The organism is Dickeya sp. NCPPB 3274 (assembly GCF_000406205.1).
Lineage (GTDB): Bacteria > Pseudomonadota > Gammaproteobacteria > Enterobacterales > Enterobacteriaceae > Dickeya > Dickeya fangzhongdai.
Map to the genome: position 1 here is coordinate 4,114,696 of NZ_CM001979.1, position 13,931 is coordinate 4,128,626.

General features: G+C 65.3%; 5 protein-coding genes. All 5 read left to right on the forward strand.

Going from position 1 to position 13,931, the window contains the following annotated elements; genetic code table 11:
* Positions 1-40: 40 nt before the first annotated feature.
* The 5 genes from DXX3274_RS18405 to DXX3274_RS18425 all read left to right on the forward strand — a co-directional run bounded on the left by DXX3274_RS18405 (position 41) and on the right by DXX3274_RS18425 (position 13,925).
* Positions 41-4,126: a baseplate J/gp47 family protein gene (locus DXX3274_RS18405; protein WP_042861008.1), complete on the forward strand. Its 4,086-nt coding sequence runs from the start codon at positions 41-43 to the stop codon at positions 4,124-4,126.
* An 81-nt stretch (positions 4,127-4,207) separates the two neighbouring features.
* The gene (locus tag DXX3274_RS18410; RefSeq protein WP_042861009.1) at positions 4,208-5,035 is read left to right on the forward strand and encodes a hypothetical protein; all 828 of its coding nucleotides are present in this window, start codon (positions 4,208-4,210) and stop codon (positions 5,033-5,035) included.
* A gap of 3 nt (positions 5,036-5,038) precedes the next feature.
* Positions 5,039-7,573, forward strand: a complete 2,535-nt coding sequence (locus DXX3274_RS18415) for a hypothetical protein (protein WP_042861010.1) — start codon at positions 5,039-5,041, stop codon at positions 7,571-7,573.
* Complete coding sequence (locus DXX3274_RS18420) at positions 7,570-11,334, forward strand: contractile injection system tape measure protein (protein ID WP_042861011.1); 3,765 nt, start codon at positions 7,570-7,572, stop codon at positions 11,332-11,334. Before DXX3274_RS18415 ends, DXX3274_RS18420 begins: the two co-directional genes overlap by 4 nt.
* Positions 11,335-11,393: 59 nt before the next feature.
* A complete protein-coding gene (locus tag DXX3274_RS18425; RefSeq protein ID WP_042861012.1) occupies positions 11,394-13,925 on the forward strand; it encodes a hypothetical protein in 2,532 nt (843 codons plus the stop codon).
* Positions 13,926-13,931: the final 6 nt, after the last annotated feature.

Genomic DNA, 13,931 nt, shown 5'->3' on the forward strand with positions numbered 1-13,931 from the left:
CATCCATCACTGACAACCATTAACCGAGGCCTGCCGCCCCATGACCATGAGCTGGAATCCCCCGCTGCCGCCGCCGGCCACTTCGCAGCAACAGCGCCTGCCGCCGGCACTGGAAGACGGCGCGTTCCTGGCGGATGAGATGTCGTTTGAAACGCTGCTGGTGCTGGCCAGCGACATCGCCGCGCAGTTGTCATTTGACCGCGGCGACGCCGCACAGCCGGGCAACTGGCAGACGCTGTTCGCCAAAAGCGAAGTCACTGGGATGGCGATCATCCTGTCGTTCGACGCCGCGCTGGAACAAAACCGTTTTCGGCAGGCGCAGTCGCGCGGCATGGATCAGACGCTGACGTATCTGATCGCGCTCTACGCCAATCTGGATCGGTGGTACCGCGCCTTTATTCCCGTCCAGACCACCAGCGCCGACCACATCAAACTGGCCATCCAGACGGTACTGAAAGCGCAGCTGGTGCGGCCGTTCCAGTACGTGGTGATTTTGGCGCAGGCGCTGGACGGCTACCGCCCGTCGCTGCTGGCGGACCCCGCGTTGAAAACCCTCGACCCGCTGTGGGGAATTCGCTACGACAACGACCGATTTATCGCCAGCGAACAGCAACAGTTACTGCAACAGCAGTTGCCGGGCATTCAGGTGCTGGAAGAGCAGTTACAGCTCTGTTTTTCCGCCGCCGTCAACGCCGTCAGCCAGTTGCAGACCGACGGCCGCCGCCGGATGCAACAGGCGCTGTCCCACGCCGATCACGCCCCGGAAGTCGCGCTGTACCTGACCTTCCTACAGTTATTCGCCCGAGCGCAGACCCGGCTTAACCGTTTTACCGAACGACACCTCGACTTTTACTACCGTAAGGTACTCCGGCAGCAACCGCAGCCGCTCACGGCTGACGCGGTGTTCCTGAAACTGACGCCGGACAGCGGGCTGACCACGCCGCTATCGCTTGAGCGCGGCGCACTCTTCAGCGCCGGGCAAGACGCCCGCTTGCACGACATCCTCTATCGCAGCGAACAACCGCTACAGGTTAGCGACGCCGAGGTCAAACAGGTGCATTCGCTGCTGCTCAAGCGCGACCCGTTGATGTCGCCGGAACGGGAGCTGGATTTCGTCACCGCCATTCACAGCGACAGCCTGTGGCCGTGGCGCAGCGACCAGCCCCGCTCCCGCACGCTGCTGACGCTGTTTGGCGAAACCCCGGCCTTGCAGCGCCATCATTCGCCGTCGGCGCCGGGCATCGCCATTATCGACCCGGTGCTCTACCTGCCGGAAGGGCGGCGGCGAGTCAGCCTGACCGTCAATCTGGACGAGGCGGAGCGGCCGCATCTGGCGCAGCAACTGTACCTGCTCAGGGATGCCCCTTACCCGGCGATATTGCGAAACCGGCTGACAACCCTGCTGCTGACGCTGGCGAAGACGCTGACGCCGCTGCTGCCCGACGACGACGCGCCCGCCGCCATCGGCGCGCTGGTCGACGCGCTGACGCCCCGCCAGCTACAGGCGTTGCAGCGCAGCCGTGACGATGAAGCCATCGGCCTGCTGTACAAGTATTTCCTGCTTGGCGTACTGCGCCAGACCCGCGATCCGGCGCGTTGTTGTCGTGTGCTGGGGCTCCTGTTCAGCCGCCAGACCCTGAGCCGCGCCGACTGGCTGAATGACGATGAACAGCGGTTGGTGCTGGAAAAAAGCCGCCAGTTGCTGCCCGACGACAGCCAGCCGCCGCTGGCGGAACTGCTGAACGGCAACCGGCAGGTCAATTTTTACCGTCTCTACAGCGAGCTGTTTACGCTGCGTCTCAGCACCGAAAGCGGCTGGCAAACCATCGCCTCTTACCGTATCCACCCGTTGGGCGCGGACGACGACGGCCCGTACGGCTTCCGGCTCACCTTTACCCTGTCGCCCGGCTTCGGGGCGGTAATTCCCTGCGATCCGGCCATTCATGGCGACCTCTGGGATTACCGCGCGCCGGCGCTGCAACTGGAAATGAAGCCGGAAACGCCGTTTTTTCCCTACTCGGTGTTCCGCGATTTCGTGCTTGGCCCGTTGCTCCTCGCCACGCGGGTATCCGGCGTGCAGACGTTCCAGATAGATACCTGCGACGGGCAGGTCGACATCAGCAAAACCTTTTATCCGTTCGGCGCGCAGCCAACCGGGCAGCCGTCTATGACCCTCGCCAGTTACGAACTCGCCCAAAAGTCGGTGCAGGACATTACGCTGACGATCGACTGGGCGAACCTGCCGGGCGGCAGCGACGGCTTTCGCCAGCATTATCAGGGTTACCCCGGCGACTACGCTAACCGCCGTTTTCAGGCGCAGCTAGCGGTGTTGCGCGAAGGCGAGTGGAAGGCGGTCGGCGGCCCGTTTGCGCTGTTCGCCAGTGAACCGGGCAGCGATCGGCTGCGCCCCGGCATCCAGATTCAGGCCGACCTGAAGCAGGATTTTCAGCCCGTCCGCCCCGCCGCCGACGCTGACGCGTTCCGCTTCGGCAGCGCCAGCCGCAACGGGTTGATCCGCCTGTCGTTGTGCGAGCCGGAGCAGGGGTTCGGCCATCATCAGTACGGCACGCTGCTCAGCCAGACGCTGATGCACAACGCCCGACGCCGAAAACCACTGCCGCTGCCCAATCCGCCCTATACCCCGGCGATCAACCGGCTGACGCTCGGCTATCGGGCCTGCGCCCGGATTCATCCGGGCCACTCCGGCCACGAACCGGCGTCAGACAGCCATCTCCTGCATCTGCACCCGTTCGGTCATGAGATGCTGTACCCGGCGGCCGAAAACCGCGGAGATACCCGTCCCGTCGACTTTTTCCCGCGCTATGACGACGACGGCAACCTGTTCATCGGGTTACAGGCGTCGTCGCTCGGCGGCGCGCTGAACCTGTTCTTCCAGCTCGACGATCGGGCCGCCCCCACGGCCATTCGCCACCGGCAGGCGTTCCAGTGGCGTTATCTGGTCGACAACGACTGGCGCGTGCTGCCGCCGCATCAGGTGATCGCCGACACCACCCACGGCTTTATCACCTCCGGCATCGTCACGCTGGATATCCCGCCGGCGATCAACGACCGGCACACCGTGATGCCGGACCGGCTCTACTGGCTGCGGGTCAGCACCCGGCAGGGCATCGGCGAGTACGCCGGTTGCCTGCACGTCGCCGCCCACGTGGTGCGGGCCGTGCGCCAGTGGCCCGACGGGCAGGAGCCGGACGACGAGCCGACGCCGCCTGCCGCTGCGGCAGGCTGGCGAGCGCTCAACCCGCCGGCCGGGCTGGGCGCCATCAGCCAGATGATGCCGTCGACCGGCGGCGCGCCGCGGGAATCTTCGCGGCAATTCCGGCAACGATTAAGCGAACAGCTACGTCATAAAGGGCGGGCGCTAACCGGCTGGGACTACGAGCGGCTGGTGTTGCAACACTTTCCCGAAATCGAACAGGCGCGCTGTTTTCCGCATACCCGTTTCGGCGTGCCGGGTCACCATCCGGGACAGGTACTGCTGTTGGTGCGCCAGCGCCACCCCGCCTGCCGGCACCAGCCGTGCGAACCTTTGCACGCCAGCGCCGCGCTGCTGCACCGGATACAAACCTGGCTGCAGACGCTCGCGCCGCCGGGCGCCGTCGTTACGGTTCGCTCGCCGGTGTACGAAAGGGTTCAGGTGCGCTGTAGCGTCGCCTTCCAACCGGGGCATCATCCGGGGCAGGCGCTGCGCCGGTTGAACCGGGATATCTCCGCCTACCTCTGTCCGTGGCGCGAAGAAAGCCCCAATCAGGGGTTTGGCGCCGGAATGGCGCTGCGGCAAATCGAAGCCTTTATCGCGCATCTGGATTACGTGCGTTTTGTGACCGGCTTTTCGTTGATCACCCTCCGTCAGGCCGGCCTCGGCCAGAGCGACGGGCAAACACAGCGCTGGCGACTGACCGACAGCGCCGCGCCGCACGACCAAACCGGCGATCCCGCCGGAAACAACCCGAGTCTGACCGGGCTAACTCCGCGCTATCCCTGGAATATTATCCTGCCGGTTGAGCAGCATGACCTGCGGCTCAGCCCGGACCTCAGGCTGCGAGCGCCGGAAAAAATCGGTATCGGCGACCTGATCATCGGCGACAGCTTCATCACCGTCCGTTAGTCCATCGCGGACACACGCCCGCGCGGCGATATGGGGAATAGCAGCGACATGGGGAGTAACGGCGATATGAGGAGTATGTGAGTGGCAAAACGAAATCGCGGCACCTTGAAAAACTATTTCCGACAGGGCGCCATGCCGTCCGCCGAGCATTTTTCCGACCTGATCGATTCGTCAGTCAACAAAATCGAGGAAGGATTTGATAAAACGCCGGAACAGGGGCTGAAGATCGCCGCGCTCGATACCCACGCCAGACTAATGACGTTTTACCGCGACAGCGACCCCACCCGGGCGTTGTGGTCGGTCAGCCTGCAACCGGATAGCGACCTGCTGCGGGTCAACCGCCACGCCGGCGACGGGCAGGACGCCATCGCCGACGCCGACCCCTTGCTGACGTTCACCCCCGACGGCCGGGCAGGCATCAACACCACCACGCCGCGCCACGCGCTGGATGTCAACGGGGTGATCGGCGCACAAGGGCGCGCCGGCGTACAATGGGCGGACCGCCTGCCCGCCGACGGCGAGTGGCACGACCTCACGCCGAAACTGGAAGGGTGCCAGGCCTTTGAGGTGGTGGCGGGCGTCGGCATCCGTCACTCCGGGCGCTATGCGCTGATCCACGCCATCGCGCTGAACACCTGCGCGCCGAGCGGTTTTTTCTTCAATTTTTTCAACCGCAAAAATCGCATCAGCGCCCGCCACGCCTATTACCATTCACGCGCCGACAAGCTGACGCTACGCTGGTTGCGCGACGACACGCCAGCCGGCGGCCACGACGGCATCCGCCCCTACCGGTTGCAGATCCGCACCCACACCAGCTATGGCGACGGCATCGTTATTCGTTACCACCTCACCCGGCTGTGGCATGACGCCTACATGCACAACAGCCTGCTGCCGGCGGACGAGGAGTAAGGCATGGCGCAACCGTCATTTATTCCCAGACAGGCGCCCCATGACGACCCTGACAGCGTCGCCAGCCTGCTGCGCGCTGGGCTGGAGCAGGTCCAACGGCTCAGCGGCAACCGCTGGACCGACTACAACCTCCACGACCCCGGCGTCACGCTGCTGGAACTGCTGTGCTTCGCCCTCACCGACCTGATTTACCGCACCGACTTTGAGGTCGCGGACTACCTGACGCAGCCGGACGGGCGCCTCGACTTCGCCGCGCAGGGGCTGATGCTGCCGGAACAGATTTTCCCGCCCCGCCCCTGCACCCGGCAGGATTATCAGCAGGCGCTGCTGGACGCGATGGACGAGGTGGAACAGGCGTGGGTCACGCCGGACGGTCAGGGGCGCTACCACATCGATCTGCTGCTGACCGAGGCGGCGCGTCAGCGTTGCGACCACCATCCGGCGCTGCGCGACGACATTGTCGATGCCGCGGCGCATCTCTACCACTGCGACCGCAATCTGGGCGAAGACCTCGCCGGCATTCGCATCATCGACAGCCGCGGGCTGCGGCTACACGCCGATATCGAGCTGCACTATTACGACAACACCAACAATCTGCACGATAACGCCGACAACCTGGCGGCTGAAATCTACTTTCAGGCCGAACAGTGGCTCCGGGGCGACGAGACCGACAACCACACCGAGAGTTACGCTGATCACGATGCTGATCACCGTGCCGATAGCCATTCTGATCACTACCCTGATAGCCATTCTGATAACTACCCTACTAACTACACCGACACCCACGGCGCGCCGGGCAACGAGCGCGTTGCCGCCGCCAGGCCGCTATCGGCGCTTTATACCCGGTTGATCAACATCGACGGCGTCGGCCATATCCGGCAGTTGCAGCTGATCCCGCAACCCGGTCGGGACGACCATCCCGATAATGCGCCGGATCTCTTTAGCCCCGGCGACTGGATCCTGCTGCCGAAAAAGCACGACGACATCGACCTCAATCTGACCCATCAGGGCCACCCGCTGTCGATTGACTTCAGCGCCATGAGCATCCGGCTGGTACGGCGTCAGGCGCAAAACGACACGCTGCGCGAACAGATCCGCCGCCAGACCGCCGCCCTCACTCCGCCGCCGCGCGGCATCTGGCGCGCGCTGGCGGATTACCGGTCGATCCAGTCGCTGTTCCCCGGCGTCTATCGGCTGGACACGCCGCGCGTTCCGGCGACGCTGAATCGCCAGGAACGGGCGCAGATCCAGCAATTTCGCGGCTATCTGCTGCTGTTTGAGCAGCTAATGGCCAACTTTTGCGCCAACCTGGCCAACCTGCGCGATCTGTTTTCCCCCGCCACCGACGCCGGGCGCAGTTACGCCTTCAACCTGCTGGATGATGAGCAGTTCCGCGGGGTGGACTTTCTGTACCCCGACGACGCGGCGGCGCGTTTTCATCACCTGCTGGCCGACGTCGACCACTACCCGGACCGCAAAGGACGGCTGCTCGATTATCTGTTGGCGTTATACGGTGAAACGCTGGACGCCCGACTGTGGCGTCAGCCGGGCGAAGCGCCGGATGACCGCGTGCAGGGCCGTCAGCAGCTTGAGTACCAGCGCCGGTTTATTCAGGCCATCGACCGCCTGACCCGCGATCGCGGCGCCGGTTTCAACACGCGCCGGCCGATGACCGAACGGGAAAATCGGGGCGGCTTCACTGACCGGGTGGCGCTGCTGCTTGGGATGGACGACGCCGACACATGGCCCTATAGCCAGACGCTGGCCCGGCAGGGGTGGCAGTTGATAGCCGATGACGCCTTCCTGCACAGCGCGGCGGGTCAGTCGCATCTGCAATGGCTGGATCAACCGGCCCTCGACAGTTTGCTGGATGTGCCGCTGAACGACGCGCCGCCGCCGGGCAGCGCCGATGCGGCGGCGCGCGATGTGCTGGCGCTGCGCCTGCGGCCATTGCCGGTCGACCTGCTGCAACGCGGCGTGATGCTGGAGCATTACCGCATTCTGCCGCCCGATGTCAGCGGCTTTTATCAGGCGCTGTTCCGGCTGTCGGCGGCGCCGGGCTCACAAAACGGCTTATGGCTACATCTGGGCGCCAGCAGCCAGCCGGCGCACCTGGTGCGCGTCATCAACCAGCTGCGCCGCGAACTTATCCGCCTTAATCAGCGTTGCGAAGGGGTGTATGTGGTGGAGCATCTGCTGCTGCGCCCGGCGCACGGCGGTGATGACGCCCGCGCCGACAGCGACCCGTTTCCCGGCCAGATCAGTCTGATTCTGCCCGGTTACACCGCCCGCGGCGGCAACCCGGTGTTCCGGGCGCAGGCCGACGCGCTGATCGCCCAACAGTGCCCGGCGCATCTGCTGCCGCGCTGTCACTGGCTCGATATTCGCGCCACCGTCGAGTTTGAAACCGCCTGGCTGGCGTGGCTCGACGCCAGACGGGAAGCCCCCGGCCAGCCATCGTGCGACGACGCGGCCGCCCGGCTGACGGCATTGTTGCAATCGTTGCACGCTCCTCAAAAAAAAGGACAGGACGCATGACGCAGCCACACCGGATTCACACCGCCAGCCTGACGCTCGACTTTCGCCATTCGTCCGAGGCGGAGCGGTTCGAGCGCGACGCCCCGCGCTTGGTGCAGCAACAGCTGCTGCCGTTGATCGACGCGCTGTTCGACCAATTTTCACCGCCTCATCAACTGTGGGTGATCGACCACCTGAGCGTCGATCTGGGCGCGCTGCCCGCGTCGGATCTGGAGTCGGCGCTGCTGGCGGCGCTAAAGCGGCAACTGACGGAGGCGCTGCGCGCGCAGCAACCGTCCGACCCGGCCCAGCCACATCAACGCCACGACGCCGATGCCGCGGAAATACAGGTGCTGGACGGTCCGGCGGCGCAATGGCGTCAGTTGCAGTTCTTCCTGCAACACGGCGTGATGCCCTGGCATTACCCCGGTCGGCAAGGCTGGCGGCAGGCAGACAGCCACCGTCACTGGCTGGCCGACGCCGTGCGCCAGCACCGCGTCGAGCTGAACCGGTTACTGAACGCCAGCGCCCGCCCGGCCAGCCTGATCGCCCGGCTGGTTTCTCAGTTGCCGGCTACCGCGCTAAACGGCTGGCTGGAACAGCTGACGCCCGCGCATCAGGACATTGCGCTGCGTTGTCTGGCGGCCCAGCCGGAAACGGATGCGATGCCTGCCGCGCTAAAGACACGGTTGCATCGCCACTGGCATCAGCGCATCCATCAGGCGCTGCGCCAGCGCCGTCTGCAACAGGAGTTGCTGCCGGTCTGGGCCACGCTGCTCGGCGACCAGCGCACCCGGTTTCTGCTGGCGCTTTACGCCTGCGGGCAACAGCCCGAGGTGGTGCGCGGCATGGCGCAGGCGGTGGATGACCACGCCTTCGACGATCTGCTGAGGTTGCTGGCGCCGCAGGCGCGACCGTTCATCCAACAGGTGCTCAGGCATCCGGCGTGGTTCCATCATCCCGACGACGCGGCGCCCACAGACCCGAGCGCCCCGCTGGATCAGCTGCTGCGTGAATTCACCCTGCATTATCTGCTGGTGCAGCGCGGCAGTCAGTTCAACAAACAGCGCTACATGGCCGGGCTGATTGGCCGCATGGCGGCGCACCACAATCTGGAACGGACCGACCTGCTGCAAACGCTGTACCTGCGGCTGGCGGCGTGGCCGGGCGAGCACGCGCTGAAACAGCCGTTGCTGGCGCTGCTGACCACATTATGGGGAGAAATGGCGCCGCTCGCCCGCGCGCTGCCGGTCATGAGGTCGGGCGCTCAACCGGTGCGACGCGGGCTGGTCAGCGGCGAATCAATCAGCCCTCGGGAAGCGGCCGCGGCAGCACCCGCCGCCCACACGCTGCGGCAGCAGTGGGCAGACGCGCTGCAACAGGCGGATGAAGCGGCGCTGAATCGGGTGTGGTGCCAGTGCACGCCGGCGATGCTGCTGACGTTACGCCCGGCGCTGATCGACTGCGGCCGGCAGAGTCAGGTACGCCAGCGTTGGGTGGTGCGCTTTTCCACGGCGACGCAATATCGGCTGCTGACCCTGCTGGAACCGGCGGACGCGCCGTTTATCCGCGAGCTGATGGAAGAAGTGCGCGCCAGCCAACCGGCTATCGCCGATCATTCCGCCCACGCCCCCGGCGAGCCGCTGTTGACGCACAGCCTGTGGAGCCTCACGTTCAGCTACCTGCTGGCGGAGCGCGGCAGCGAATTCAACCGGCAAAGCTATCTGGACGCGCTGCTGCGGCAACTGGCGGCGCACCATAACCTGTCGCGTCAGGCGCTGATCGACGCCTTGCTGCAACGCCTGCGCCACGCCCCGGCCGATACCGCGGTGCGCCGGGCGCTGCTGACGCTGCTTACCCGGCTGCGTGAAAGCTCGCCTCCCGCGCCGCCGCCGTCACTTCAGCCCGAGCCGCAACCTCAGTCTCAACCTCAACCGCAAGCCGCGGCGCCATGTCACATCGACGCTGACCTGCCGCCGCCGGAGCAGCCGTTGCTTGACGCCGCCTGTTACCACTACCTGTACGACGTGTTAGTCCACGGCGACCCGACGCGCCGCTTTACGCCGCCGGATCAGGCACGCACCGTTTGGCGCGCCGCGTCCTCGTATGCCGGTAGTGACTTACAGCGCTGCCTGCAACGGTTACTGACCCATAACCCGTTGCTGCTCCAGCGCTGGCTGGCGGTATCCACACACCACCCCGCTAGCTGGCTGCGGCTGTGCGCCGCCCTGCGCCCATCGCAGGCCGCCCAGTTGCTTGCCCAGCTAATCACGCTGCGTCAGCCATCGGTCAATCTACGCAGCCTGTCGGCCACGCTCGACAACGTCACCCGTCGCCTGACCGTTGCACAGCGGCAGGCGTTTTACGGGCAGATGATCGACGCGCTGGCCGCCAACCGCACGCCGGACTGGCTGGCTCTGCGCGATGCGGTCAGCCAGTCCGCCCCGCCGTCAGTTGATGCCCCGCGCCAGCCTGTCGGCGCCACGACGCCTGATGCCCCAATGCCATCGGCGATGGATGACGACGCCGCGCTGGCGCTGCTGAACCGGATCGCCGGACACGCATCAGCGACGCTCGCCGCCGATGACATCGCCGCGCTATCCGCCGCGCTGGCGCGCCTGCTGCCCTCGCAGCCGGAAGCGGTACGCCGGTTGCTGCTGCCCGCGCTGCGTTCGCCCGCCCTGATCGAACGGTTGGCGGACACGCTATCCGACAGGCTGCACACCGCCTTACTGCTGCTGTTGCGCCGCACCGACTTTCTGGCGCTATACCCTTACGGCCGCTTTATCGCCAACCTCTGTCATCGTCACCCGGCGTACCGCGGCGCGGCGCAGGCGCTGGAAAACCTGCTGTGGCGCGCGCTGTATCACCGTCTGTTCGCCGCCGGTGCGCCAGCGGATATCGCCGCCTTTATCAGCCATTATCTGGGCAGACAGGCCGCCGACTGGCAACAGCGCAGCCATCAGCCGTCGCCGTCTGCGTTCTACCGTTTTCTGCTGGAACAGGCGCAGGCCGAGCGGTCGCCCACAACCCACACGCTGGCCGACCGCCTGCAACGGCTGATCACCACCGCCGGGTTGCATCAGGACACGCCACCGGTCGTCGCCGTCGCGGATGCCGGGCAACCGCCGGAACGCGACATCGCCGCCGCGTCGCCCCCTGAACAGCCGGACCTCGCTGATGCCGCAGCCGATGCCGATGCACCACAGCCTGCGGCCGTGCCGGCTATCGCGGCTCCGGCGGTTATCGACTGGCGGGGCGACGAGACGCTGGGCACCGATGAGCCGGTGCCGGTCGCCAATGCCGGGCTGGTGCTGGCCGCGCCCTGGCTCCCCCGCTTGCTGACAAAGCTGGCGCTGGTGCGGGACGGCGCCTTCCCGCAGCCAGACGCCCGCTATCAGGCCATCCACTGCCTGCAATATCTGGTCGAGCAGGGGCAAAACTGCGCCGAATACCAGCTGGCGCTGAACAAGCTGCTGTGCGGCCTGCCGCTCAACGCCCCGCTTCCGTTAACGCTACCGCCTGACGCCGCCGCCCGCGACACGCTGGACGCGCTGCTGGCCGCCCTCCTTCAGCACTGGAATGCGCTAGGCCACACCTCGGTTGACGGATTGCGCCAGACCTTCCTGCAACGCGAAGGCACGCTGTGGCGACAGGCGGATAGCTGGAAACTGGAGGTGGTTCCCGGCCCGTTCGACATGCTGCTCGACCGGCTGCCGTGGGGATATTCGACCATCAAATACCCCTGGATGGACCGGCCGCTGCACGTGGTCTGGCGCTGAATACCGATTGCCGGACAGCCTGCGCATCACTGACAACCGTAAGGGAGAGAGCCATCGCCATGAGGATTCACCGTTTCACCGGGCGCAACGCAACGCTGGCGCGGCTGCTGGCCTGGCTGCTTCCATTGGCATTACTGCTCCCGCTGGCGGCCTATACCGCACCGCCGGAACCCGCGCTCATGCCATCCGTCGCACCCGACGCCCCGACTTACGCCCAATGTCTTCAGGCGCTGGAACGGATGGACAGCCGACGCTTTACCCGCATCACGCAGGATAAACTGGCGATTATCTATCACGACGACCCGGCGTATCAGGCGGATTACCGCCAGCCGGGCGACTACCTCGCCGACGGGCTGTTCGGCCCCAAGACGCGCAAATGGCTGGCGACGTTTTGCGGCGAATTCGGCATCACGCCGCCGCCCAACCGCAATACCTTCGCCGAAGCGCTGCTGGTATCGCTGGCCAAAGTATCGGAGCTCGATCAGCTCTACCCTTACTGGCGCAGCCGCATGGGCGCGCCGGAGCTGTTGCAGTGGCCAGCGCAGAAAACCATCGAATTCCTCACCGCGCAAGCGGACGCCGCCGTCGTCCCGCCGCCGCCGGAAGTGGCGTCGCCGCAGTACTACGCCCTGACGGAGGATGACCTGCGCAAACTGGCGGAACGCAACGCCATCCAGAGCCAGCTGGACGGCATGATAGGCCACCAGTTCACCAGCCCGGTGGAACTGAACAACGCGGTGCGCCCGTTGATCCGCCAGTTGCGCGGCAATGAGGAGCGGATCCTGCAACAGATCGTGGACGCCGTACCGGTCAGCGACGGCAACCCCAGCCGCACCCAGACCACGACGCACAGCCAGACCACCACCACGCTTTCCGCGCCGGCCGATATTTCTACGCAGAACGGCAGTTCTTCGCAAAACGACAGTTCTTCGCAGAACGATATTTCTTCGCAGAACGATAATGAGCAACCCGACAATCAGCTACGCACTGAAATCGCCGACACCCGGCAGAACAGCGACGCCAGCACCGCCACGCCGATCACCGTTTATTCGCTTAATCAGAATGCGCTGGAGCTGGCTTATCTGGATCTCAATCTGGTATCCGTAGACAAAGACGCGCTGGCGCGGCTGGCAACGCTGAAAGATACCCCGTTCGCCGACCGCTATCAGCTGGCGGTGGCGATGAAAATGGCTGGGCTTGACCGCCTCAGCCACCAGAGCTGGCAACGCATTCTGGAAATCGCCCGCAAAGACGGTACGCCTCCGTCAACCACCCCGCCGATGGTCTGGCGCGCGCCCGTCGACTGCGGCTGTGAAGACAGCACGGCGAACGTTAACGGCGTCGACGCCACCTTCTACGGTTTTTACCCTTACTGGCAGCCGCTGGCCGACGGGCAGACCCTCAACTTTCGTCAACTGGACCGCATCGGCTATTTCTCCGCCGCGGTCTTGCCGGGCGCGCGCGACCCGCAACTGGTGCTGCCGCCCAACTGGCGGAAAACCCGCCCCTACGCCGATTTTATCCGGCTGGCGCATCGCTACCGCACCCATGTCGATCTGGTGGTGTCCACGCCGAGAAAACTGCCGTCGCCGACGCTGGTCAGCCTGTTCACCTCGTCGCTGATCGCCCGTCTCGGCGCCAGCATTCAGACCCCGCTTGACGATGACTGGATCAATCGGGCCAAACCCTGGCTGACCTTCGGTTTGAGCCCGTCGGATACCCTGGCCGACGGCGTAACGCTGGACTTCGACCTGACCCGGCTCACCACCCGCGCCGGTCAGCAGACGTTTATTCGCTTTGTGCAGGCGCTGCGCAAAACCCTCACGCCCGCCGGACACGCGCCCGACTCACCGCCCCGCTACGCCGTCAACCTGATGGTGCCGGTGGAGCCGCTGCTCAAAGGACAAGGGTTCTATACGCTGGATAACCTGCGGGAACTGCTGCCGTATGTGGATCGGTTTATTTTGCAGCCGGAACCCCCTGACGGGATGGTCAAACCGCGCCGGACGCTCGATCAGTTGAGCGACCTGCGCCGTTTTTTAAGCCAGCAGCCGCAGGCCGCGGTTCCCGAGCTGTATCGCAAGATGGTGCCTGTCCTGATTACCGACGCCAACCGCCATCAGACGACCGAGCTGGCGGAACTGGTGCGTTACAGCAGTTGGAGTTTTCTCAGCGCCGCCTACTGGCCGCTGCCGCTCGACGAAGCCAGCCAGCAGCTCATCAGCCAGACCTACTACCCCACCGCCGATCTGCCCGCGCCGCTGGCGCACATCGCCGCGGCCGCCAATGCGATCATCGACGTTATCTGCCCCAACCGCTGGGTGCTACGGCTGATGCTGTTCATCACCTTCTGGGGGATTGTCGTCACCGGAATCGCCAGTCTGTGGCTGTTCCCGGTGCGCAAGGTCACCGACTCGCTGTGGTTCGCCGGTTTTGTGGTGCTGTTCGCCGCGGCATTGATGCTGGCGCTGGTGGCGGACCCGTACTGGCAGCAATATCAGACGTTAATCCTGCTGCTGTTCGCCGCCGTGGTGGTCGCCGTCGCCGTGCTGCAACGCATCAGGGAAAACCGGCGGGAGCGGAATCCGTGAGCACTG